Raw genomic sequence first — 23,921 nt, forward strand, 5'->3', positions numbered from 1 at the left:
AGGTCGCGCGGATCGCTCCGGTCTGGGTGCCGGCACAGTCGGCGGGAGAGTGACGCATATGTCGACGGACACCGGCATGGATGCATTGCGCCGTCGGCTGCCTTCGCCGCGCGCCATGCGCCGTTTCGGTCGGAGCCTCTGCATCGGGTTCGCTGTGGCCTGCGGTGTCGCCGGGCTGCTCGCGGCGGCCGGCCACCTGCCTCTGGTTCCGGTCGAGGCGACCACCTCCTACGTGACGGTTCTGCTGTCGCTCACGATTGCGTGTCTGCTGGTGATGCTGTGGTGGAGCGACCGCCAGGGCCACCGCATGACGGAGCGGGTGATCGAGATTGAAAAGGCGCGCCGGTGGTCCGACCGTCGCCTGTCGGAGATCATCGAGGCGTCGTCGGAAGGCATTGTCGTCTATGACGCCAACGATCGCCTGGTGCTGTGCAACGCCAAGTTTCGTGACACGCTGACCACCAACGGCGGCGCCTTGCGCTACGGGGCGGTCTATGAGGACAACCTGCGTCAGAGCGTTCGGCTGGGGGTGTATACCGGCATCGACGACCCCGACGCCTGGATCGCCGCGCGCAAGGCCGCGCTGAGGACGACCAGTCCGCCCGAAACCGTGCGGATGGCGACCGGGACCTGGATGCGCATCTCCAACCGGGTCCTGTCGGACGGCAGCGTCGTTGGCATGCGCACCGACGTCACCGATCTCAAACGCCGCGAGCTCGAGCTCACCAACCGCGAGACCCGGTTGAGCCGCCTGTTCAGCACGCTGGCCGACGTCGTTCTCGAACTGGGCGCCAACGGCATCATCACCCACGCCAGCCCGGCGGCACGCCAGGTGCTGGGCTTCGAGCCGGCGGACCTCGAGGGCATGCGGCTGGACGATCTGTTTCCGTCGGAAAACCGCGAGCGGGTCTATGAGTTGCGTCGCCGCCTGCATGAAGGCGCCGTGCAGTCCGAAGCGGTCGCTCTCTATTCGAAGCCGTCGGGCGAAACGATCCATGTCGAGGTGCGGCTCTGGCTTTCCGATCGGTCGACCGGCGAGCAGATCGTGACCGGAACCATCCGCGACGTTGATGATCGTGAGAAGGCGGCCGCTCTGGCTGCCCGCGAGGCGGCGCTGGTCGGCTCCCTCGCCAATGCCTCTGGTGCGTACATGATCGTGCTGGACAGCGCCGGGCACTTCATCCGGGGCAACACGGCATTCGGCGAGCTTGTCGGAATCGACAATGACGACATGAGCGGTCGGCTGCTGTCGGCCAACCAGAAGACCCGCGCGCTGGCGAGCATCGTCGAGCCGGCGGTTCGCGACGGCGGTGTCGACGATTTTCCGTTCGAGTTCGACGTCATCCTGCTCGACCGGCGGGACACCAAGCATACCATCCGGTTTGCCGCCAGTGCCGTGCCGGATCCCGACGGCGGGTTGCGCTATGCCGTGCTGGTCGGCATCGACGACACGGCGCGCCGCAATGCCGAGACCGCGTTGTTCGAGGCATCCAAGCTGTCGAAGCTTGGCGAAATGGCGGCGGCGATGGCGCACGAGCTGAACCAGCCGCTGGCCGTGATCCGCATGGCGGCCGAAAATGCCATCGACGAGCTGGATCTGGAACCGTTGCCCGATGCCGGCATGGCTGATTTTCTGCGCGGCAAGCTCAAGCGCATCGCCGATCAAACGGATCGTGCCTCGAAAGTCATCAGCCAGCTGCGCGCGCATGCGCGCAAGGGCGATGATCATCCGGCGCCGTTCGATGTGCCGGAAGCCGTGCAGAGCGCACTGGATCTGGTGAGCGAGCAGCTCAAGCTCGATGGCGTGCAGATCGTCGTCGCCAGCGAACCGTGTCCGTCGGCGATCGGGCATCGCTCGCGTTTCGAGCAGGTGGTCATCAACCTGATGACCAATGCCCGCGATGCCATCAAGATGGTGCCGGCGGCGCATCGCGAGCAGCGGCCCGGCCGGATCGAACTGCGTATCCGGCCCAGCGAGGATCGCAAGCGGGTACAAATGTCGGTGCACGACAATGGGCCGGGCATTCCGGACTACGCGCTGGACCGGCTGTTCGAGCCCTTCTTCACCACGAAACCAAAAGGCCAGGGAACCGGCCTGGGGCTGTCGATCTGCCACGGCATCGTGTCGGAAATGTCGGGCACCTTGTCGGCGCACAATCACGCCGAGGGCGGCGCCGTATTCGATATCGACCTGCCGGCGTCTTCGGCGCGCCAGCCAACCGTCGGGCGGGAGATCGCGCCGGCAGCGTGAGGGGCGGCCTATGTGGCTGTCGATCCGTTTCCTGTTCGCGGCAGGCGCCAGCACTGAATAAGGCCGATGTTGCGGCCGTCGACCGGAGCGATCGGTTCGAAGGACTTCCTGCTGTCCGCCGAAAGTGCCTGATGGAAGCCGTTGCTGACCAGCACCTCACTGGGGCCGGCCGCCGCCATCAGGCGCGCCGTCATGTTCAGGGCATCGCCGATGAAGCCATGATGTGCTGCCGAGAAGGCGCGCAACGGCATCAGGCTGACATCGCCGATGGCGATTCCAATGTGGACGCCGCGCGATTTCTGTACCCGGTCGATCCGGCTCTGCCAGTGTTCCGATACCGAGTTGCCGATGTCGATCAGCCGCCGGGCGCAGCGCAGTGCGTCGTCGGCGTAGCCGGGCCGCCGGTCGGGGAAGCCGAACAGGCCGATGGCTTCGTCCCCGACGAACTTGTCGAGCATGCCGCCGGTTTCGACGATGGCCTGGCGCGCCTGCGAATAGAACGCGGTCAACGACTGGCGCACCAGCGCCTCGTCACGCGTGTCGCGGACGTAGCTTGAGAACGCGCAGATATCGGCCATGACGACGGCGACGTCCCGATAGATGCCGGCACGCAGTACGTTTTCAGGTGCCAGGCCGCCATCGCGTCCCAGTCGGCGCAGCGTCCACGAGCTGAAATGCCAGAGCAGTGTCGGTGCGAGGAAATCGTCGGCGCCGGCGAAGGCGGTGCGCCATTCGGCCCGGATGATCGAATCGCGGATGGCGCGGATATTGCCGCGGCTCAGCGTTTCGATGCGCAGGCCGAACGATTGCTCGATGCGGCGTCGAATCTCGCCGTCGCCCCAGATCTCGATCGCCAAGGTCGGGCACAAACGCTGCCGCAGGGTCGCTTCGAGAGCCGGCCGCGCCGTGCCATCGGCGTGGTCGGTCACGACCACCAGACGCTGGCACGTGCGATCGGGATTCGTGGCGTATTTGCGCGCCAGGCGCTCGATGGTCTCGTCGACGCCATAGCCCCATTTCACCTCGACGAAGTAGGGCGCCCCGGCTGGCGGCGCGACGCGGATATCCGCGAACGAGCCCGGGGCGCCCAACCGCACTTCGCGGATCGTCTCGATACTCTCCGGCGCCGATCCATCGTTCTCGACGTGGTGCGCGCGCACCAACTCGCAACAGATCTCTTCGAGGAACAGCCGCAACTCGCCGTCCGCAGCGTTGGCCAACGCTGCGGACGGTCGTTGGTCTGCGGACCCGGTGTCAGCATCATCAACATGCGCTGTATCGCGCCTGGCGGACATCCGGCTCCCCCATCAATCGTCCTGCGCACGACGACGATGGCACGGATGGCATGCCGTGAGTATCGCTAACCTGCAGTCAGACGCTTTTCTTGCGGGCGCGCGTCTTGCGCGCCGGTCGATCGGGCTTGGCTGGTGTCGAGATCTCCTCGAGCGCGGTGGCCGAATCGGCCTTGTTCGGTGCCTTGGTCGCGAGGTCACCCAGCGACACCACGCCGACCAGCTGTTTGTCGCCGTCGATGATCATCAGGCGCCGGACCTGAGCGGCCCGCATGCGATCGAGCGCATGTTCCACGGAGTCGTCTTCACGGGCGTAGAGCGGCTCGGCGCTCATGCAGTCGGCGACCACATCGTCGCCCGGCGAGGCGCCCACGGAGACGCCGCGAACGGTGATGTCGCGGTCGGTGACGACGCCGATCAGTCGCGCGCCGTCGCACACAGGCAGGGCACCCACATTCAATTCTTCCATGCGTTGTGCAGCGGCCTGCAGCGAGGTATCGGGCGCGATGGTTTCGACGTCACGCGTCATGACTTCGGCAAGCTTCATGGGGTTCTCCATCCGTTTGGGGTGAGTGCTGAACGACAAGTCCAGTCGCCAGGCTATGCAGGCTATGACTGGTTCTTGTCGGGCGGTTCGGCATGGGGCTTGTCGTGTCCATGCGGATCGCGCTGTGGTTTGAGACTCGGATGCGGTTTCGAATCATCGACAATCGGAGGAACGTCCTTCAAAGGCTCTGATCGGACGCCACCGTAAGGATGATGATCGTCGACCTTCTTGATCTGGGCATCACGTGCGTGGCGGTGCTTCGGATCGGCCATGAATTCTCCCTCGCGATTTCCTGAATCCAACGCCGCGCACAGCGCTTCGCTCCCGGTCGTTGGAAGATTTTGGCGCATCGTCGTATTGACCATGGCGCGGGCAGCACGATCACCGAAAGGCCACGGGCATGATGATGGGACTGCAAGTTCGAGTGCCCGATCCTATATGCGAGGAAGCAACCACGTCTGATATCGCGACGCTGACGGTCGCGACTGGTGGGGAGCAGGTTATGGTCAGGTGTCGCAGTGAGAATGGCACTGGCAGCAGGCGTGTGGTGTGCGGCGGCGCCATGGTGGCCGTCCTATGCGCCATGCTGCCGTCCACGGTGGCGCAAGCTCAGGTGTGGGCTGATGTCGCTTGCAGTGAATCGCCGCTGGCCGCGACCGAAGGCCTTCACTGTCGCGCGAGTGAACCCTACCATCCGGGCGGCGGTTCACGCGCCACGTATCGGTTCTATACGGCTGCAACGACAACAGCGGCAGGGGCCTCTTTTCTGTATCTGATGGAGGGCCTCGACGAACAGTCGTGGATTCGCTTCAGCGTGGCTCTGCCCGAACAACTGAGTCAGTCCATTCCACTGGCGCGCGGCGGACGCAACTGGTCGGCGGTACGCCTCAACGCCGGCAGCGGCTATGCGCTGTTCACGGCGGAAGATGGCGCCAGTTGCGTGGGTTTTCGAAAGCCAGGTCCTGACCGCGGCGCAGGCCATGCCTGGGCGATTCTCGGCATTCGTTGTGCGCAAAAAGGCGAGACGTTGAGTGACACCGATATTGTCGATGCCATCGACGCAGCGCGGATGAAAGAACGCGCACGGTAACACTCTGTCGCATTTTGGGACCGCGCGTCACTGTGACGTCTTCGAGATGCCCGGAACACGCCGCAATTGCCGCCCATTGAATCACTGTCGGGACAAGCCACTGGCTGTCCGGCGGCAACAACGGAGTAGGTATATGAAAAGAGTTCTCGCGATCCCCCTGATCGTGGCTGCGGCAGCTGTCGCGCCGGCGTTCGCCCACGCGCAGAGCCCGAACAACACACCTGGTTTCTATGTCGGCCTCGAAGGCGGCGTGAACTGGCTCGATCTTCCCAGGACGTCGGACGAGAAGATTGGCTTCGGTCTAGGCGGCGTGGTGGGTTACGACTTCGTCGGTCCCCGCGTCGAACTCGAAGGTGTCTGGCGCAGCAACAAGTACCGTGGCTCGCGGATCGATCAGTTCGGCGGGTTCGTGAACGCGTTGTATGACTTTACGTTCGACGATTTCCCGCTGTCGCCGCACGTCGGTATCGGTATCGGCGGCAATCACATCGAGAGCCGTGGCTTGAAGTTCGCGATGCAGGGCATCGTGGGCGTGCGCTACCAGTTCGACGGCGGCCTGTTCACCAGCGTCGACTATAAGGTGGTCGACACCTTCGTGAAGGGCCGTGACATCTACGACCACAGCGCCATGCTGACCATCGGCTACAAGTTCGGTCAGCCGGCGCGTGCGGCCGAACCGCCGCCGCCGCCGATCGCCACCACGCGTCAGAGCTACGTCGTGTTCTTTGACTTCGATCGCGCGACGTTGACGCAGCAGGCTCTGCAGACCGTCCAGCAGGCGGCAGCGGCAGCCAAGAGCGGCAACAAGACGAGCGTGAGCGTCACGGGTCACGCCGATCGTTCGGGCAGCGACGCCTACAACATGGCGCTGTCGATGCGGCGCGCCAACGCAGTGAAGGATGCACTGGTTCGCGAAGGCATCCCGGCTTCCAGCATGCAGGTGGTGGCCCGCGGCGAGGGTGAGCCCCTGGTGCCGACGGCCGATGGCGTGCGCGAGCCGCAGAACCGTCGCGTCGAGATCGTGATCAACTAGTCTGACGCACAGACTTCCTGACATGCGAATGCGGCCGCTGCGAAGCGGCCGCATTTTTTATGCGACGGCGGCTTCAGTGACGCAGCCGGTGTCGATCCAGGCACGCAGCAGGCCGGCAGCACGCTGCGCTGCCCACTGGGCGGCATTGTCCTCGGCGGCGGCCACGCCGTCGGCGGCTGGCGCAAAGGCGGCCAGTTCGTCGCATAAGTCGGGGAAGATCACGCCCTCGCGCGCTTGATCGAGCATCCAGGCCTCATCCGGATCCATCGACCGGAACTGGGTCTCAGCGTCCGGCGCCGTGCGCCAGATCAGCCAGTCGACCCCGGGCCAGTCCACGGTTGACTCCGGGCTTACGGCCGGCGGCACCTCCAACGCACCGGCGGCGGCACGACGCAGCCAGGCCTGCGGGACCTGATAGCGCAGCGTGACGCATCGCAGCGAGGGGACGAAGGTGAAGCGCAGGCTGTTCCATGCATCTGCCGGCAAGGCGACCATGTCGTCGAAGGTGGCGGGGACGGCATCGGCGGCATCGAAAGCCTCGCCCAGCAGCCATTCGAAGCGCGCCATCTCGGCGGCGGCCGGCGTGGCGTTGAAGGGCGGTGTCGCGCCGAGGAAGTCGGCAAGGCTGCGGCCGAACCAGCGCACCGACGGGTGTCGCGATGGATGTGCCTTGATATAGGCCCGCGCCATGGCGTCGAAATCTGCCGTGCCTGCCATGGCATGCAGGCCAGGGTAGTCGGTCTGCAACGCCTCGATCAGGCGCAGCGCATAGGCATCGCGATAGACATCGAGCAGGACGTCTCGCGTCGTTTTCCGGGTGTCCGATACGCGGGCGCGAATGGCGTCGGGTGCGGCGACGGCGTCAGGCGCGTTGTCGTGAGTCCGCAGACCGTGCGGTGTCACCGGTGTCTGCTGCATCCAGGCGCGGAATTCGGCCTGCAGCCTCGCCAGTGCCGTCATGGTGATGACCCGCGGCTCGCCAGCGCCTGTGCGGCGACAGCGCGTGCCTGATCAAGCTCGGCAACCAGATCGGCGTAGGGGGGAATATCGTCGTCGCGCTCGATCATGGTGGGGATCATGCCGAAGCGGCGGATCGCATCGGCATACAGCGCCCATACGTCGTCGATGATGGGATGATCGTGCGTGTCGATGATGTGCGTGCCGCAGTGCAGATGGCCGGCGAGATGGATCTGCCTGACGCGCGCGGCGGGGATGGCGGCGAGGTAGGCGCGCGGATCGAACTCGTGGTTGAAGGCAGAGACGTGGATGTTGTTGACGTCGAGCAGGATGTCGCAGTCGGCCCGCTCGGCGACGGCGGCCAGGAAGTCCCATTCGCTCAATTGCGACTCGGCGTATTGCACGTAGCTTGAGACGTTCTCCAGCAGGATGCGGCGGCCCAGCACGTCCTGCACGCGCTCAACGCGCTGCACGACATGTGCCAGTGCCTCCTCCGTGTAGGGCAGCGGCAACAGGTCGTGCAGGTTGACGCCGGCGTGGCCCGTGAAACACAGATGGTCGGAGATCCAGCACGGTTCGACCCGCTGCGCCAGCGTCGTCAGAGCATGGAGGTAGTCGATGTCCAGGGGATCGACGGCGCCGATGCTCAATGACACGCCGTGCAGGACCATCGGGTGGTCGCGGCGCAACCGGTCGAGCCAATGTAACGGGCGGCCACCGGCCACCATGTAGTTCTCGCTGAGGGCCTCGAACCAGTCCACCTTGCCGGGCGTGTCGGCGATCTCCTGGTAGTGCTGATGGCGCAGGCCCAGCCCAAAACCCAACGTCCCGGCAATCGCCGTCACGGGCTCGCTGGATTGGATGCGGGTGTCGGGCACGGCTGCGTCGGTGATCGGGCGGCCACTGTAGCGGATGTGAAAGAGTCAGGCGATCAGGGCGCCACGGGTCTCCCGTGGCGCCCGACCATCCGTCGCGACAAGCCTACATCACCTTGCCGCCCTTGCTGGTGCACTCGGCGGCGTCCTTGACCTCCGTCCAGCCCTGGCCTTTGCAGGCATTCATGCCCTTGCAGGCGGAGGTGGCTGTCTTGCAGGCCGACGTGCCTTTGCACGAATTGATGCCCGAGCATCTCACGCCGCTCTGCGCGTGCGCCACGGAAGCGATCGCGCCGGCGGCAAACATGGCGGCAGCGGCGGCGGCGACCAGCGCGGTCTTTTTCGACATGCGTATACTCCCTCGATTGTTGTGACGCCGGTCGACGGAACCGTCCGACGCGTCCAAAGCATGGCGCGTTGATCCGTTCACCGGGAAGTAACAGCTTGGCGACTGTCGGCTCGCGCAGGATCACGTCCACGCGAGCCACGCGCCGACGATCAACCGTCGTCTCGGCTGCGCACGCCCTTCGCGTCGAGGAAGCCCGCGATGTCGAAATCCTTGGTCTGGCGCGGCAGGATGATGGCGGCCTGGCCCTCGGCCAGTTCGATTCCGGTGAGAGCCTTGAACGGCGGCGCATGTCCCACCAGCAGCGTGCAGCGGCCGCCCGGTTCGTGGTTTGACAGCAGCACGCGTAGTCGCTCGATGCCAGCGGCTTGCTCATTGGGGCTTTGGGTAACGTGGTACAGCAGTTCGGGCAGGACCTGGGCCGGGCGAACGGCCACCAGTTGTGCGGTGTCGCGACAACGACAGAACGGGCTGCTCGCGACCTGGCCGTAGCGAACGCCGAGTTCCTTCAGGATCTGCCCGATGGTCGTCGCCTGGGTCTTGCCGGCGGGGGTCAGGTTGCGCTGCCACAGGCAGTCCTTGATATCGCCCAGCGTTGGTTCGGGCTTGGTGTCGGTCTCGGCGTGCCTCAGGTAGATCACATAACCGCCGCGCCGCAGGTCGGCCGACAATTCGCGCGCCCAGGCGCGGTTGGCCACGAAGGGAACGGGCAGAAGCGTCAGGAGCGTGCGGCGGTGCAGGGTCATGGCAAGTGTGTGAAGAGCCGCGATGCGGCGAGGGAACGATCAATACGCCAAGCGGCACGCCAGCGACAGCGGCTTGATGAACGCCCGGGTGCACCACTGTGGGGATGGACTGCAAACGGGCATCTTTCAGCTGTGGCGACCCTCTACCTTCGATCGATTTCCCTATAAGAACAAGGATTTGGAGGAAGGGTGCCAGCCAGGAGCCATCGGGTTTCAGCAGCCTATGTCGTCTTCGCGCTTGCATGACGGTCTTCGCTACGGCACCAGAGGAGAACCAAGGCGAACGCGGACGTGGCGAAATCGGTAGACGCAGCAGACTTTAATTGGAGTGCCCACGGGGAAACCTGTGGCGTAGAACCGCTCAAAGTCGGGGAAAGCTAAGGGATCAACCTAAGCCAATCCCGAGCCAAGCTCCTTCGGGGGAAGGTGTAGAGACTAGACGGGCGGCGCCTACGGCCGGAAGGCTATGGCGAAGGGATAGTCCAGACCACGAACGCCGGTGAGGCGGCGGCGAAAGCCGAGGTGGTACGAAAATCTGCTTCTCGCAAGGGAATGCGGGTTCGAGCCCCGCCGTCCGCACCATCCTTCGGACTCGCCATGCGTGGGGATTGTTCACCGCCAGCGGCGAGCCTGTTACGATCCGGGCTATGATGGTCAAGATCGCTGTGATGTTGTCGCAGCGCGCCAATGCACCATGTTTGCGCGTTAGTCTCTCGGATGCGCCGTTGTCTTGAAGTGCCGCATCGCTGAACGATGCGGGGACGAACCGGATCACGACTGGAGGACAGCATGACAACCGACAGCAAATGCCCGTTCAACGGCGGCCAGCCCCGTGGCCATGCCAACCGTGACTGGTGGCCCAACCAGTTGAACCTCTCGCTGCTCAACCAGTATTCGAACTTCTCCAATCCGATGGGCGAGGCGTTCGACTACGCCAAGGCGTTCAAGAGCCTCGACCTCGATGCCGTGATCAAGGACCTGCACGCCCTGATGACGAATTCACAGGACTGGTGGCCGGCCGACTTCGGCCACTATGGCGGCCTGTTCATCCGCATGGCATGGCACAGCGCCGGCACCTATCGCATCGCCGACGGCCGTGGCGGCGCCGGCGGCGGCCAACAGCGCTTCGCGCCGCTCAACAGCTGGCCGGATAACGCCAACCTCGACAAGGCACGCCGTCTCCTGTGGCCGATCAAGCAGAAGTACGGCCGCAAGCTTTCCTGGGCGGACCTGTACATCCTCGCCGGCAACGTCGCGCTCGAATCGATGGGCTTCAAGACCTTCGGTTTCGCCGGCGGCCGCGCCGACACCTGGGAGCCGGAAGAGCTTTACTGGGGTCCGGAAGGAACGTGGCTGGGCGACGAGCGCTACAGCGGTGAACGTGAGCTGCGGAACCCGCTCGGCGCGGTGCAGATGGGCCTGATCTACGTCAATCCGGAGGGACCGAACGGCAAACCCGATCCGGTCGCGGCGGCCAAGGATATCCGCGAGACGTTCGCCCGCATGGCGATGAATGACGAGGAGACCGTTGCGCTGATCGCCGGCGGCCACAGCTTCGGCAAGACCCACGGCGCCGGCGATCCGTCGCTGATCGGGCCGGAGCCGGAAGGCGGGGCGATCGAGGACCAGGGCCTCGGCTGGAAGAGCACGTATGGCACCGGTGTCGGCGCCGATGCCATCACCGGCGGTCCCGAGGTCACCTGGACCCGGACTCCAACCCGGTGGAGCGGCGACTTCTTCGAGCACCTGTTCAAGTACGAATGGGAGTTGACCAAGAGTCCGGCCGGGGCCCAGCAGTGGAAAGCGAAGAACGCCGAGGCGACGATTCCCGATGCCTTCGACAAGTCGAAGAAGCATGTGCCGACCATGCTGACCACCGACCTGTCGCTGCGCTTCGATCCGGCCTACGAGAAGATCTCGCGGCGCTTCCACGATCATCCCGAGCAGTTCGCCGACGCCTTCGCGCGGGCGTGGTACAAGCTCACCCACCGCGACATGGGACCGATCCAGCGCTACCTCGGCCCGCTCGTGCCAAAGGAGACGCTGATCTGGCAGGACCCGATCCCGGAAGTCGATCATCCGCTGATCGGTGATGCCGAGGTCCAATCGCTCAAGCAGAAGATCCTGGCGTCGGGCCTTTCGGTTCCCGACCTGGTGTCGGCCGCCTGGGCATCGGCCTCGACCTTCCGCGGTTCCGACAAGCGCGGCGGCGCCAACGGCGCGCGCGTCCGGCTCGCGCCGCAGAAGGACTGGGAGGTCAATCGGCCGGCTGCGCTCAAGACCGTCCTCGAGAAGCTCGCGGCGATCCAGAAGGAGTTCAATGCCGCGGCTGGCGGCAAGAAGGTGTCGCTGGCCGACCTGATCGTGCTGGGCGGCAGCGCCGCGGTCGAGAAGGCCGCCAAGGACGCCGGGATCGATGTGAAGGTCCCCTTCATGGCCGGCCGGATGGACGCCTCGCAGGAGCAGACCGACTCCCACTCCTTCGAGCCACTCGAGCCGCGCGCCGATGGCTTCCGCAACTATCTCAGCGGCAGGCAGTTCATGGCGCCGGAGGAGGCGCTGGTCGATCGCGCGCAGCTTCTCACGCTCTCGTCGCCCGAGCTGACGGTGCTGGTGGGTGGCCTGCGCGTGCTCGGCGCCAATGCCGGCAATGCCAAGCATGGCGTCTTCACCGACAAGCCGGGAACGCTCAGCAACGACTTCTTCGTCAACCTGCTCTCCATGGCCACCGAGTGGCAGCCGCTTGCCGGCCAGGAGGGCGTGTACGAAGGGCGCGACCGCAAGACCAGGCAGGTCAAGTGGACGGGCACGCGTGTCGATCTGATCTTCGGCTCGCACGCCCAGCTGCGCGCACTGGCGGAGGTCTATGCCACGGCCGATTCGAAGGAGAAGTTCGCGAAGGACTTCGTGGCGGCATGGACCAAGGTGATGAATCTCGATCGCTTCGACAACGCCTGATCTCGCCGCAGCGGGACGGTATGCGCAATGACCTCCGTCGCGATAGACGGAGGTGGTTGATCGCGCAAAGGCGCATGTTCAACGTCACTCCGCGCGCGGCGCGGACGAACGGCTGACGGCGTGCACCCTCTGTCTGCGCAGGGGCGATCGCACATGCGTTGACCTTGCCGTCGGGTGGAGGCATCATTCTATCTCAAGAATAATATTTTCTATAGAGAATGATGGCTGGTCATGGATTTCACCTTCTCGGAACAGCATGCCGCCGTGCGGGACACCGTCAGGCGCTTGTGCCAAACGGAGCATCAGTCGCTGGTCGCGGCGGCCGAGGAAAACGAAGTCCTGCCGCGCCAGGTGTTCGCCCGCTGGGGTGAACTCGGCCTGCTCGGCGTGCGCTACCCCGAGGACGACGGCGGCAGCGGGCTGGACAAGATCAGCGACTGCATCGTGCGCGAGGAACTGAGCTACATGAGCCAGGGCTTCGCCTCGAGCTGGTCGGCGCACAGCCATCTCGGGATCTGGCCGATCTGGAAAGCCGGCACGGACGCACAGCGCCAGCGTTTCTTCCGGCCAGCGGTGCAGGGCCGCAAGATTGCCGGCTTCGCGCTCAGCGAGCCCGACGGCGGCTCCAACATCCGCGCGCTCAAGACGCGCGCCGAGCGGACCGTCGGCGGCTGGCGGCTCAATGGCAGCAAGCTCTACATCACCAACGCGCCGATCGCCGATTTCCTGCTCGTCGCGGCCCGCACCGCGCCCGAGCTCACGGGTGACGCCGTGAGCCTGTTCATTGTCGAATTGCCGGCCAAGGGCATGGTCATCCACAAGCTGAAGAAGGAGGGCATCCGCGCCTCCGAGACCGGCCTGATCCACATCGAGGACGTTTTCGTGCCCGACGACTGCGTGCTGGGCGAACGGCTCGGCACCTACCCGGTGATCCTGGAGTCGCTGAGTGAAAACCGCGTCGGCGTCGCGGCCAATGCGCTGGGCATGGCGCGCGCGGCGTTCGATGCGGCCACGGCCTATGCGCGCGACCGCCTGGTCGCGGGCCGGCGTATCGGCGACTTCCAGGCGATCGGCCACAAGCTCGCGGAAATGTCGGCGCAGATCGAGGCAGCCAAGTGGCTCGTCTACTATGGTGCTTGGCGTGTCGATCAGAACACGCTCGACGCGGCGACCGCGGCGCGGGTGAAGCTGATCGCCAGCGAAACCGCGGTGGCGGTGAGCGAACAGGCGATCCGCATTCACGGCGGCGCCGGGATCATGCGCGAATATCCGGTGGGCCGTATCCATCGCGATGCACTGGTTTACGTGATCGGCGAAGGCACCAGCGAGATCCAGAAGAACATCATCCTGCGCGAGCTCGGCTTCAAGCCGTGAACTCGCGTCGTCCTGCGATCGCCGTGCGCTTGATGAGGCAGGTAAACCAGCGCCGGCTCACGACACATCAAGGAGGAACGCCATGAAGATCATCCGCTGGTTCGCCGGCCTCGCGGCCGTCGCGAGCCTCTGGACCGTCGCCGGGGCCGCCGCGGGGCAGACCTGGCCGAACAAGCCGATCCGGCTCGTCGTGCCCTATGGGGCCGGCTCCGGCAGCGACATCGTTGCGCGCATCGTCGCCGACCCGTTGTCCCGCGCCCTGGGCCAGCCGATCGTCGTCGACAACAAGCCCGGCAACAACTCGACCGTGGGCACCGAGGCCGTCGTCACGTCGACGCCCGACGGTTACACCTTGGGGCTGATGACCAATGCCGGGCTCGTCGCCAGCCCGGGCGGGCTGACCGGCGGCGTGCGCTACGATCCGGCCAAGGACCTGAGCTACGCCACGATGGTCGCGTCGGTCACCTATGTCTGGGTCGTCAACACCGATGTCGCGGCCAGGACAGCGCCCGAGCTGATCCAGCTGATCAAGGCCAGCCCCGGCAAGTTCAACTATGCCAGCGGCAACACCGGCGGCATCGCCTACGGCGGCACGATCAAGAACACCTACCAGCTCGACATGACGCACGTGCCCTACAAATCGGTACCGCCGGCGCTGGTCGACGTGATTTCCGGCAACGTGCAGACCATGGTCGCCGACGTGGCCGCATCGCTGGCCATGATCAGGTCCGGCAAGGTGCGTGCGGTCGGCGTGCCCACGGCGCAGCGCAATCCGCTGCTGCCCGACGTGCCGACCTTTGCCGAGAGTGGGCTCGCGACACCGCCCGACATGTCGGGCTGGTGGGTGCTGGTGGCGCCCGCCGCCACGCCCGAGCCCATCCTGGACCGCCTGAACCAGGAGGTGGTCCGCATCCTCAATACCGACACGGTGCGATCGGCGCTGCTCCAGGCCGGCGTCGTGCCGATACCCTCGACGCGCCAGCGCGCGGTGCAGTACCAGAAGGACCAGCTCAAGGTCTGGACGGCCATCATCAAGGACCTCAACCTCAAGGCCGACTGATGCCCGCGGACGATCCCGTAACCGAGAAGCGGGTCGGCGCACTGAGCAGCGGCCTCGCCGTGCTGCGGTACGTGGCGGCGGCGCAGACACCCGTCGGGGTGACGCGGATCGCGCGGGATCTCGAAATCAACCCGAGCACCTGCTTCAACCTGCTCAGGACGCTGGTGCACGAAGGGCTTGCGGTGTTCGACGAGGCCACCAAGACCTACGCGGTCGGCCTCGGCGTGCTCGCGCTGGCCAAGGGCACCCTGGAGCAGGTGAGCTATATCGCGATGGTGCGGCCCCATCTGCGCGAGGTGGCGATGAACCATCACGTGACCTGCACCCTGTGGCACGTGATGCGGGGAGAGCGTGTGGTGCTGGTCGACCGCGCCGACAACGATGCCGCGATCCGGGTCCACATGAGCATCGGCCAGCGCCTGCCGATGTATATCGCGGCGCTGGGTCGCTGCATGGCGGCGCATTCCGGGTTGACCACGCCGGCGCTGCGCGCGCGCTTTGCGGCGCTGCGCTGGGAGGGCGACCTCAGCTTCGATGTGTACCTGGCCGAGGTCGACGAGGCGCGCAGGCGCGGCTACGCGGTCGACCAAAGTCACTACGTGAAGGGCGTAACCACGGTGTCGTCCGCGGTGCTCGACGCTCTCGCCCGGCCGTTGATGGCGATCAGCGCCGTCGGCTTCGGCGCGCAGATGAGCAAGGCCGACGTCAAGGCGCTGGGCGAGGACCTGCGCGACCGCGCCGCCGAGATCTCGGCGGCCATGGCGGGCCAGCGCTGGTCCCGCGGCTGATTACCGATCTTAATTGCGAATGAGTTGCAATTGCGATGACGCGACGATAGGGTCGTGTCATGGAGTCCTCGACGCCGCTCCCGGTGCCGCTGCGGCCCGGTGACTATCATGCCGTGGCCGAACGGTTCGGCTACCGCTACCGGCGTATCGTGTCGGCGCCGCAGGCATGCGAGGCGAACGACGACTGCGTGCTGTCGGCGGGTTTGCTCGATATCGACGAAGTCCAGCCGGGCCTGGTGATCACGCGATCGGACGTGGTGCAGATCCACGACGTCAACGCCGAGGCGGAGATGATGCCGGGCCTGATGGTCGGCGTGGTCCTGGCGGGGCGTTCTGAAGGATGGCTGGACGGCAGCGGCCTGGTGTCGGTGCAATCGGGGCAGGCGCTGGCGATGCGCATCGACCGGCCGCTGACCTTCAATGGCAACACGCCGTTGCCCGGCATGCGCCAGCGCATGTTCTTCGTCTTCGCGCGTCCGGAGTGGCTGGCCATCCACGACCTGCACGACAGGCCGCCGCCCAACATGCAGGCCGGCGCGTCGCTCAAGCAATGGATGCCGTCCTTGCGCCTGGGCAGTCTCGTCGAGGAGGCGATGCGGGCCGACCGCGCCGATCCGTTGAAGCGCCTGCGCCAGGAGGCCGTTGCGCTTGAACTGCTGGCGGAGGCGATCCGCCAGTTCACACCGGCACTGACGCGCGACAGCGGGCTGCGCCCGCACGAACACATGCGCATGCAGAGGGTTCGCGAGCGCCTGATGGCGGCGCCCGAAGCCGATTACACCCTGGCCTCGCTGGCGCGCGATGCGGGCGTCAGCACCTCGGTGCTCAAGGACCATTTCCAGCGCGCGTTCGGGCAGTCGGTTTTCGAATGCCTGCGGCACCTGCGGCTGGATCGGGCCCGCCAGGGCCTGCTCGACGAAGGGTGGACGGTCGCCCAGGCGGCGTATCATGCCGGCTATCGTCATCCGACGAATTTCGCCACGGCGTTTCGCCGCCGCTTCGGTGCCGCACCGAACACGATCCGCCGTTAGACTGCGCCAGGTGCGCCGGCCGGCTGCATAGCTGTTACGGCCGCCCCCATAGCTGCGCACAATCGTGTCGGTCCGGCGCCTTCTCTAGATTGCGACAGGTTCGTGAGCACAGGGGCGGGGACGGATTCTCCGGGATACGTATGACGTTCAATGCAGGAGCGCGGCGGGCAGCACCGTCGGCGCGCGGCCGGGTGATCGGCATCGGTGGATCGGTGCGCTTGTGATGGCCCGGGTCCGGCTCGCGATCCTGTTTGCCGGCATGCTGCTGGTCACCGCCGGCCAGTCGATCCTGTTCACCGTCCTGCCGCCGGCCGGACGCGGCATCGGCCTCGCCGAATGGCAGGTCGGGCTGATCATCACGATCTCCGGCATCGCCTTCGCCGTCGCCAGTCCGTACTGGGGGCGGGTCAGCGACCAGCGCGGCCGGCGCGGCTTCATCGCCGCCGGCCTGTTCGGCTACGCGCTGTTCACGGCGGCTTTTGCCTGGGCGCTCGGCATCGGCATGGCGGGTGCGGTGGCGCCGACGATGAGCCTCGTCCTGCTGGTGTTCGTCCGCGTCGGTTTTGGCCTGACGGTCGCCGCCGCGATGCCGGCGACCCAGGCCTATGTCGTCGACACGACCTTGGCGGCGGGCCGCACCGGCGGGCTGGCGCAGCTCTCGGCGGCGTTCGGCCTGGGTACGGTCGTGGGTCCCCTGATCGCCGCCGCCTTGAGCGGCTTCGGCTTGCTGGTGCCGCTTTATGCCGTGGCCGCGCTTGCCCTGATGGTCGCCACCCTCGTCCTCGTCCTGCTCGATCGGCCACCGCGCGCGATGGCCGCGACGGTGATGCTCAAGCCCACCGACCCGCGGATACGGTTCTGGGTCCTGGCCGCGCTGGGCTTCTTCATGACGATGGCGATCGTGCTGCAGACACTGGGTTTTCTGGTGCCCGATCGCCTGGGGCTGGATCGCGAGGCGGCCGGGTCGGCGGTCGGCACGTGCCTGCTGGTCAGCGGCCTGGCCAGCGTCGCCTGCCAGATCGTCCTGGCGCGCCGGCGCACGATGCGCCCGGGCCGTCTCATGATGCTGGGACTGCCGATGGGCATCGTTGGCTTGGTCGTCCTGATGCTGGCAACGACCCTGCCGTTGCTGGCGGCAGGCATGATCGGCTTCGGCATCGCGGTGGGTTTGTGTGTGCCGGGATTTGCCGCCGCCGCCTCGCTGGAGGTCGAGCCCAACGAGCAGGGCGCCGTCGCCGGGATCATCGGCGCCGCCCAGGCCGGCGGCTTCATCCTGGGGCCGGTGCTGGCGGGCGCGCTGTATCAGGTCAACGGCGTCTTGCCCTATCTCGGCGCGACGCTGATCCTGGGGAGCCTGATGGCGGCGCAGTGGCGCCGCCGCGGCGTGGTGGCGCCCGGAACCTAGGCAGCCAGCGGATCGGCGCGGCTGACGATCGCATCCGTGTCGATGCCGGGCGGCAGCGTGCCGAAGGCCTGGCCGTGATCGCCATCGAGGCGCGATGCCAGGAACGCCTCGGCGACGAACGCCGGCGCATGCCGGACCATCAGCGCGCCCTGCAGCGCCAGCGCCAGCCGCTCCACCAGCCGCCGCGCACGGGTCTCGATATTGCTCAGGTCGGACAGTTCCTTCCCCAGGGCGCCGACATAGCGGTCGAGACGCGAGTCCGTGCCTTTGGCCGTCTCGATCTCCGCGAAATAGCTGGTGAGCGTGGCGGGATCGCGGCCGACGGCGCGCAGCAGATCGAGGCATTGCACATTGCCGGAGCCTTCCCACACCGAGTTCACCGGCGAATCGCGGAACAGGCGCGGCATGATGCTCTCTTCGACGAAGCCGTTGCCGCCATGGCATTCCAGGGCCTCATAGGCCACCGCTGGCGTGCGCTTGCAGATCCAGTACTTGGCCACCGGCGTCACGATGCGCGCGAAGCGCGCTGCCGCCTCGTCGCGGTCCTGCTCGTCGAAGGCGCGCGCCACGCGCAGCGACAGCATGGTGGCGGCCTCGGACTCGATGGCGAGATCGGCCAGCACGTTGGTCATCAGCGGTTGCGCGATCAGCTTGCGGCCGAAGGCGGCGCGATCGCGGCAATGGTTGATGGCCTGCGCCACGGCATGGCGCGTCACCGCGGTGGAACCCAGGGCGCAGTCGAGCCGCGTGTGGCGCACCATCTCGATGATGGTGGGCACGCCGCGGCCTTCCTCGCCCAGCAGCCAGCCGAAAGCGCCGTGCAATTCCACCTCGGACGAGGCGTTGGCATGGTTGCCCAGCTTGTTCTTCAGCCGCTGCAGGTGGACGGCATTGCGGGTGCCGTCGGGCCGCCAGCGCGGCACCAGGAAACACGACAGGCCGCCCGGCGCCTGCGCCAGCACCAGGAAGCCGTCGCTCATCGGCGCCGAGCAGAACCATTTGTGGCCGACGATCGCGTAGGCGCCGCCGGGGCCGCGATTGCCCAGCGCCGTGGCGCGGCTGGCGTTGGCGCGCACGTCGGAGCCGCCCTGTTTCTCGGTCATCGCCATGCCGATGGTGGCGGCCCGCTTCTGCTCGACCGGCAGCGCCGCCGGATCGTAGGCGCTGGCCAGGATGCGCGGCTCCCAGGCCTGGGCGATCTCCGGCGTGCTGCGCAACGCCGGGATCGACGCGAACGTCATGGTGAGCGGGCAGGCCGGCCCGTCGTTGGTCTGGTTGAACGGGATGTAGAGCGCCGCGCGCGCGACATGGGCGCCGGGCCGCCGCTCCGTCCAGGGCAGGGCATGAATGCCGGCCTCGAACGCCAGCCGCATCAGGGTGTGGTAGCTGGGATGGAACTCGACCTCGTCGATGCGCCGGCCAAAGCGGTCATGCGTCCTGAGCTGCGGGGTGAAGCGTTCGGCCAGTTCAGCGTCGCGGACGGTGGCGGCGGCACCGCACGCAGCCCCGAAGGCGGCCGCGCGATCCTGGACCCAGCCGCCGCCGTCGCGCACCACGGCCTCGACCAGCGCCTTGTCGCCGAGGAAGACGTTGTAGTCCTCCAACGGCCGCGCCTGGTTCTCGACGGTGTGCGTCTCGAACGGCGTGGCGGCATCGATCGGCGCGGTGCTGGGGGTGCTCATGGACAGGCTCCGGACAGGCAGACCCGCGAGCCTACGCTACTGCGGCTTCGACCGGGAGTGTGCTTTGAGTATGCGCTCAAGTCTGCTAGCTTAGGCCCTGGGCCCGTTCGGGCAATGGTTCAACGACAGGGGGAGGCCCGCGATGACCGCAGGCGGTATTGTTCTACTGGTGTTCGCAGTGCTCGCGGTCGTCGTTGCCATCGTGCTGCTGTTCCAGGGCGTGCGGACCGTGCCGCAAGGCTGGGAGTGGACCGTCGAGAAGTTCGGCCAGTACACCCGTGTCCTGAAGCCTGGCCTGAATTTCATGTTTCCGATCGTCGAGCGTGTCGGTGCCCGCATCAACATGCAGGAGTCGGTCCTCGACATCCCGCAACAGCAGGTCATCACCAAGGACAACGCCATCGTGTCGGTCGACGGCGTGGCGTTCTACCAGGTCGTCGACGCACGCGCCGCCGCCTACGAGGTGCGCAACCTCGTGCAGGCGATCACCAACCTGGCGTTGACCAACATCCGCAACGTCATGGGCAGCCTGGCGCTGGATGACGTGCTCTCCAAGCGCAACGAGATCAACGATCGCCTGCTGTCGGTCATCGATCACGCCACCAACGCCTGGGGCATCAAGGTGCTGCGCATCGAGTTGAAGGACATCATCCCGCCGCAGGACATGGTTCAGGCGATGGCCCGGCAGATGAAGGCTGAGCGTGACAAGCGGGCGCAGATCCTCGAAGCGGAAGGTTTCCGGGCAGCCGAAATCACCAAGGCTGAGGGCGCCAAGCAGTCCCAGATCCTGCAGGCCGAAGGGCGGCGCGAGGCGGCCTTCCGGGACGCCGAGGCGCGCGAGCGCGCCGCCGAGGCCGAAGCCAAGGCGACCCAGGTGGTCACCGCCGCGATCGGCAGCGGCGGGGCGCAGGCGATCAACTACTTCCTGGGCCAGAAGTATGTCGAGGCGCTGCACGCCATGGGCTCGTCGAACAACAGCAAGGTGTTCTTCCTGCCCGTGGAATCGGCCGGCATCATGGGCACGCTCGGCGGCCTGGCCGAGCTGACGAAGGAATCGAGCCTGTTGCGCGGCGGCGGAACCGGTGGCTCGGGCGCACCGGCGCGCCTGCCCGTGACACCGCCATCGCCCGCATTGCCGCCATCTGCGCCGCCGAGCGGGCCGTGGGATCGCAGCTGAGCGCGGCGCGCGGAAAGACTGTCGGGGGAGTGTCATGACGGTTGCATTCTGGTGGTGGTGGGCTGCAGCGGCCGTCTTGCTGGTCTGTGAGATGGCGCTGCCCGGCGTCATCTTCCTGTTCCTGGCCATCGGCGCCGCGGTGGTCGGCCTGGTGATGCTGATCTGGCCCAGCGCCGGGCTCGAGATTCAGCTCATCATCCTCGCCGTCAGCAGCGTCATCTCGGCGCTTCTGCTGCGGCCAATCCTGGCTGCGCGCCTGCAGACCAAGTCGCATGCCACGCTCAACGCACGCGCCGCATCGCTGATCGGACAGGTCGTGACGCTCGACGAGCCGATCGTCAACGGCCGCGGCCGTGCCAGTGTCGGCGACACGAGCTGGAGCGTGCGGGGCCCCAACATGGTGGCCGGAGCCGAGGTGCGGATCGTGTCCGTCGAGGGCGCCGAACTGCTCGTTGAGCCACGGTAGCTGGGAGTGCGCCACTGGGAGTGGCGCGCTCCCGGGAAAAGAACCTCAGCCGCCGATCAGCGACTTGTCGATCATGCAGTGGATGCCTTTGTTGCCGTCGACCGTCTGCGTCACGTGCAGGTCGGCCGCGAGGCTGCACAGCATGTAGGCGTCCTCGGCCGACAGCCCGGTCTTGCCGCGGATCAGGCGGATCATGTCGCGCAGCGCCTCCTTGGCGGCATCGTCAAGATCGACGTCGAAGCCGTGCGTGATCCAGTGCGTCTTGGTCTCACCGCGCGGGTTGTTGAGCTTCATGTCCTTGCGCACGGTGAAGCGGAAGGTGCCGGTGAGACAGGTTTCCAGCGCCGTCAGGTTGACCTCGCCGTCGCCCTGCACGCCATGGCCGTCGCCGGTGGAGAACAGCGCGCCCGGCGCGAACACCGGCAGGTAGATCGTGCTGCCGACACCCAGTTCCTTGTTGTCGATGTTGCCGCCGAAGGCGCGCGGCTCGACCGAGCTGCACTGGCCCCATTCCGTCGGCGGCGCCACGCCCATGATGCCGAAGAACGGCTTCAGCGGGATCTCGGTGCCCCACGGCATGGTGCAGACGTTGCGATTGGCGGAAATCGGGATGTGGGTCAGGCGATAGGACGGAAAGTCTTCCGGCAGGGTGCCCATCAGCGGCCGCTGGACGTTCCAGCCCCAGTCGGTACGGAACTGGATGTCGAGCACATCGACCTGCAGGGCATCACCGCGCTCGGCGCCCTCGACATGGACCGGGCCGGTGAGGATGTGCCGGCCGATATGCGGCTTGCACTTGGCGTGGACATCGCGGTGTTCGGGCAGCACCGTGAAGGGCGGTGCGGGCAGGATTTCGGCGGCACCCGAGACGCATTCGATGGTGACGATCGCGCCGGATTTGACCGTCATCGCGGGCTTGAGGTTGGCGTCGAAGTAGCCCCAATGCACGGTCTCGGGGGTCGTCTTCAGCAGCACGGACATGGAGAAGGCCTTCAGGTGGAAGCGCGGCGCGATCCAAGCACGAACCGGGGCGCCGTGATATAGGCGTGCGATGAATTACCGTCACGGGTTTCATGCCGGCAACTTCGCCGACGTGCTGAAGCATGTCGCGTGGATGGAACTGCTGCGGCTGATGACGGCCAAGGACAAGCCGCTGCTGGTGGCCGACACCCACGCCGGCCGCGGCGGCTACGACCTCGGCGGCGAGCAGGCCGGGCGGACTGGCGAGTGGCAGGACGGGATCGGCCGGCTGGCGGATGCGCCGGCGCCGCCGCCCGTCGTGCGGCGCTACATGGACGCCGTGCGCGCCTACGATCGCAAGTTCGGCCGCCACGCCGGGCCGTTGCAGCACTATCCGGGCTCGCCACGCCTGACCCGGCCGCTGCTGCGCGCCGACGACCGCTGCGTGCTGTGCGAAGCGCACTCGGACGAAGCGGCGTTGTTGAAGCGCGAATTCGCCGGCGACAAGGCGATCGAGCTGCGCCCGACCGACGGCTATGCGGCCCTGAAGGCCCTGCTGCCGCCGCCGGAACGGCGCGGGCTGGTGCTGATCGATCCGCCGTTCGAGAAGACCGACGAATTCGCGCGGGCGGCGCGGGCGGTCGCGCAGGCCATGAAGCGCTTCGCCACCGGCGTCTATGCGCTGTGGTATCCGATCAAGGAAGAGGCCGCCGTGATCGCCCTGCGCGCCGCCGTGGCCGACATCGCGCCGCGCGCCATCGATATCGAACTGGCGCTGGCCTGGCCGCTGCCGGCCGAGGGCCTGCACGCCTGCGGCGTGATCATCGTCAATCCACCCTGGACTCTCGACGAGGCACTGCGGCCGGCGCTGCCCTGGCTGGCGCGAACCCTGGGCCGCGGCACCGGCGCGCGCGGCACCTTGCGGTGGTTGTCAGGCACGCCGTGATAGGGTGGGACTTCAGTGAAGAGCAGCGCTGGTGACGGCTGGGACCGCGCCGCTCCAGCGGCGCTCATGATCATGCGCCGGTGCTGCGCGCAAAGCGAAAGGGAAGCTTTCGCCGGATGAGCGCCGCTGGAGCGGCGCGGTCCCAGCCGTCACCAGCAGCATTCAGGGCAAACCGATACGCGCCACACGCCGGTTCGGATGCATGCCGGTCTTCACACTGCAATCACTTTTCTCCCGCGCGCTCGTGATGGTCGCCGGTCATCCCCTCGCGGCGGCGCCGCGTAGAGGATGCAGAGGTCGCACGGACCGGCCTCTTCTGCATCCACGCAAGGGAGACCCCATTCATGTCGTCCACCATCGATACCGGCCGTCGTTCGCTGCTGCGCGTCTCGGGCACGGCACTGCTTTCCGCGAGTGCCGTGGCGCTGCTGGCGGGCTGCGAACGCATGGCAGCACAAGCACAGGCCCAGGGCGGCTCATCGGCCGGTGATGTGCAGACCCTCAACGTCGCGTTGGGCCTGGAGCACGAAGCGATCAGCGCCTACTCGATCGCGGCGGGCAGCGGCCTGGTCAGCAAGGCGGTGCTGCCGGTGGCGGTGCAGTTCCAGGGCCACCACAAGGAGCATCGCGACGCCCTCATCGCGACGATCCGCAAGATGGGCGGAACGCCCGTCGCCGCCAAGCCCGACGCCGAGGTCGCCAAGGCGCTCAATGCCGCATCGCTGAAGAACCAGACCGACGTGCTGCGCCTGGCGCAGCGCCTGGAGCGGGGTGCCGCGAATGCCTATATCGGCGTCATCCCCTCGTTCGGCGACCGCGCGCTGGCGCAGGTCTCGGCGCGACTTGCGGCCGACGAGACCATGCACTGGGTGGTGCTGAGTCAGGCGCTGAGCGACTCCCTGCCGGCCAAGGCGTTGAGCTTCGGCGCCTGACTTTT

22 protein-coding genes are annotated in these 23,921 nt (G+C 66.7%); 13 read left to right on the plus strand and 9 right to left on the minus strand.

What is annotated here, in order from left to right; genetic code table 11:
• Positions 1-58: 58 nt before the first annotated feature.
• Positions 59-2,251, plus strand: a complete 2,193-nt coding sequence (locus tag FQU96_RS18845) for a PAS domain S-box protein (RefSeq protein WP_146542866.1) — start codon at positions 59-61, stop codon at positions 2,249-2,251.
• Between the two features lie 8 nt (positions 2,252-2,259).
• Here FQU96_RS18845 and FQU96_RS18850 read toward each other — a convergent pair whose 3' ends face one another.
• From FQU96_RS18850 to FQU96_RS18860, 3 genes are all read right to left on the minus strand, one after another.
• Positions 2,260-3,471 carry an adenylate/guanylate cyclase domain-containing protein gene (locus FQU96_RS18850; RefSeq protein WP_178130581.1) on the minus strand — a complete coding sequence of 404 codons (1,212 nt, stop codon included), beginning with the start codon at positions 3,469-3,471 and terminating at the stop codon, positions 2,260-2,262.
• A gap of 151 nt (positions 3,472-3,622) precedes the next feature.
• A complete protein-coding gene (locus FQU96_RS18855) occupies positions 3,623-4,090 on the minus strand; it encodes a CBS domain-containing protein (RefSeq protein ID WP_146542868.1) in 468 nt (155 codons plus the stop codon).
• A 62-nt stretch (positions 4,091-4,152) separates the two neighbouring features.
• Positions 4,153-4,362, minus strand: a complete 210-nt coding sequence (locus FQU96_RS18860) for a hypothetical protein (RefSeq protein ID WP_146542869.1) — start codon at positions 4,360-4,362, stop codon at positions 4,153-4,155.
• Positions 4,363-4,490: 128 nt separating this feature from the next.
• Here FQU96_RS18860 and FQU96_RS18865 point away from each other — a divergent pair, with 128 nt between their 5' ends.
• Together FQU96_RS18865 and FQU96_RS18870 are read left to right on the plus strand one after the other, a co-directional pair.
• Positions 4,491-5,180 carry a hypothetical protein gene (locus tag FQU96_RS18865; protein ID WP_146542870.1) on the plus strand — a complete coding sequence of 230 codons (690 nt, stop codon included), beginning with the start codon at positions 4,491-4,493 and terminating at the stop codon, positions 5,178-5,180.
• 133 nt (positions 5,181-5,313) lie between these two features.
• Positions 5,314-6,213, plus strand: coding sequence for an OmpA family protein (locus FQU96_RS18870; protein ID WP_178130582.1), 900 nt, complete (start codon positions 5,314-5,316; stop codon positions 6,211-6,213).
• 57 nt (positions 6,214-6,270) lie between these two features.
• On the opposite strand, the gene FQU96_RS18875 is transcribed toward FQU96_RS18870, so the two are convergent.
• The 4 genes from FQU96_RS18875 to FQU96_RS18890 all read right to left on the minus strand — a co-directional run bounded on the left by FQU96_RS18875 (position 6,271) and on the right by FQU96_RS18890 (position 9,137).
• Positions 6,271-7,173: a DNA-binding domain-containing protein gene (locus tag FQU96_RS18875; protein ID WP_146542872.1), complete on the minus strand. Its 903-nt coding sequence runs from the start codon at positions 7,171-7,173 to the stop codon at positions 6,271-6,273.
• Positions 7,170-8,048: a DUF692 domain-containing protein gene (locus FQU96_RS18880; RefSeq protein ID WP_255468404.1), complete on the minus strand. Its 879-nt coding sequence runs from the start codon at positions 8,046-8,048 to the stop codon at positions 7,170-7,172. Before FQU96_RS18880 ends, FQU96_RS18875 begins: the two co-directional genes overlap by 4 nt.
• A 103-nt stretch (positions 8,049-8,151) precedes the next feature.
• Positions 8,152-8,394 carry a hypothetical protein gene (locus tag FQU96_RS18885; RefSeq protein ID WP_146542873.1) on the minus strand — a complete coding sequence of 81 codons (243 nt, stop codon included), beginning with the start codon at positions 8,392-8,394 and terminating at the stop codon, positions 8,152-8,154.
• A 149-nt stretch (positions 8,395-8,543) separates the two neighbouring features.
• On the minus strand, positions 8,544-9,137 hold the full coding sequence (locus FQU96_RS18890) for a histidine phosphatase family protein (RefSeq protein WP_146542874.1): 594 nt from the start codon (positions 9,135-9,137) through the stop codon (positions 8,544-8,546).
• A 789-nt stretch (positions 9,138-9,926) separates the two neighbouring features.
• On the opposite strand from FQU96_RS18890, the gene katG reads away from it, so the two are divergent.
• The 6 genes from katG (at position 9,927) to FQU96_RS18920 (ending at position 17,753) form a co-directional block, all read left to right on the plus strand.
• A complete protein-coding gene (gene katG / locus FQU96_RS18895) occupies positions 9,927-12,095 on the plus strand; it encodes a catalase/peroxidase HPI (RefSeq protein WP_146542875.1) in 2,169 nt (722 codons plus the stop codon).
• A 231-nt stretch (positions 12,096-12,326) separates the two neighbouring features.
• The gene (locus tag FQU96_RS18900) at positions 12,327-13,469 is read left to right on the plus strand and encodes an acyl-CoA dehydrogenase family protein (protein ID WP_218574768.1); all 1,143 of its coding nucleotides are present in this window, start codon (positions 12,327-12,329) and stop codon (positions 13,467-13,469) included.
• An 82-nt stretch (positions 13,470-13,551) separates the two neighbouring features.
• Entirely contained in the window at positions 13,552-14,529 is a 978-nt protein-coding gene (locus FQU96_RS18905) for a tripartite tricarboxylate transporter substrate binding protein (RefSeq protein WP_146542877.1), read from the plus strand.
• Positions 14,529-15,317 carry an IclR family transcriptional regulator gene (locus FQU96_RS18910; RefSeq protein WP_146542878.1) on the plus strand — a complete coding sequence of 263 codons (789 nt, stop codon included), beginning with the start codon at positions 14,529-14,531 and terminating at the stop codon, positions 15,315-15,317. Before FQU96_RS18905 ends, FQU96_RS18910 begins: the two co-directional genes overlap by 1 nt.
• Before the next feature lie 59 nt (positions 15,318-15,376).
• Complete coding sequence (locus FQU96_RS18915; protein WP_146542879.1) at positions 15,377-16,348, plus strand: helix-turn-helix domain-containing protein; 972 nt, start codon at positions 15,377-15,379, stop codon at positions 16,346-16,348.
• Positions 16,349-16,571: 223 nt separating this feature from the next.
• Positions 16,572-17,753, plus strand: coding sequence for an MFS transporter (locus tag FQU96_RS18920; RefSeq protein WP_146542880.1), 1,182 nt, complete (start codon positions 16,572-16,574; stop codon positions 17,751-17,753).
• Here the strand turns inward: FQU96_RS18920 and FQU96_RS18925 are convergent.
• Positions 17,750-19,435 (minus strand): acyl-CoA dehydrogenase family protein, encoded by a 1,686-nt coding sequence (locus tag FQU96_RS18925; protein ID WP_146542881.1) that lies wholly within the window; start codon positions 19,433-19,435, stop codon positions 17,750-17,752. The genes FQU96_RS18920 and FQU96_RS18925 overlap by 4 nt on opposite strands.
• Positions 19,436-19,577: 142 nt before the next feature.
• On the opposite strand from FQU96_RS18925, the gene FQU96_RS18930 reads away from it, so the two are divergent.
• Entirely contained in the window at positions 19,578-20,612 is a 1,035-nt protein-coding gene (locus FQU96_RS18930; RefSeq protein WP_146542882.1) for an SPFH domain-containing protein, read from the plus strand.
• Between the two features lie 34 nt (positions 20,613-20,646).
• Positions 20,647-21,078 carry an NfeD family protein gene (locus FQU96_RS18935; protein WP_146542883.1) on the plus strand — a complete coding sequence of 144 codons (432 nt, stop codon included), beginning with the start codon at positions 20,647-20,649 and terminating at the stop codon, positions 21,076-21,078.
• Positions 21,079-21,123: 45 nt separating this feature from the next.
• Here FQU96_RS18935 and FQU96_RS18940 read toward each other — a convergent pair whose 3' ends face one another.
• Positions 21,124-22,059 carry an acetamidase/formamidase family protein gene (locus FQU96_RS18940; protein WP_146542884.1) on the minus strand — a complete coding sequence of 312 codons (936 nt, stop codon included), beginning with the start codon at positions 22,057-22,059 and terminating at the stop codon, positions 21,124-21,126.
• A 70-nt stretch (positions 22,060-22,129) separates the two neighbouring features.
• Here FQU96_RS18940 and FQU96_RS18945 point away from each other — a divergent pair, with 70 nt between their 5' ends.
• Positions 22,130-22,984 carry a 23S rRNA (adenine(2030)-N(6))-methyltransferase RlmJ gene (locus FQU96_RS18945; RefSeq protein ID WP_146542885.1) on the plus strand — a complete coding sequence of 285 codons (855 nt, stop codon included), beginning with the start codon at positions 22,130-22,132 and terminating at the stop codon, positions 22,982-22,984.
• A gap of 344 nt (positions 22,985-23,328) precedes the next feature.
• The gene (locus FQU96_RS18950) at positions 23,329-23,916 is read left to right on the plus strand and encodes a ferritin-like domain-containing protein (RefSeq protein ID WP_146542886.1); all 588 of its coding nucleotides are present in this window, start codon (positions 23,329-23,331) and stop codon (positions 23,914-23,916) included.
• The last annotated feature ends 5 nt before the right edge of the window (positions 23,917-23,921 follow it).

It is taken from the genome of Reyranella sp. CPCC 100927, assembly GCF_007859315.1.
GTDB lineage: Bacteria > Pseudomonadota > Alphaproteobacteria > Reyranellales > Reyranellaceae > Vineibacter.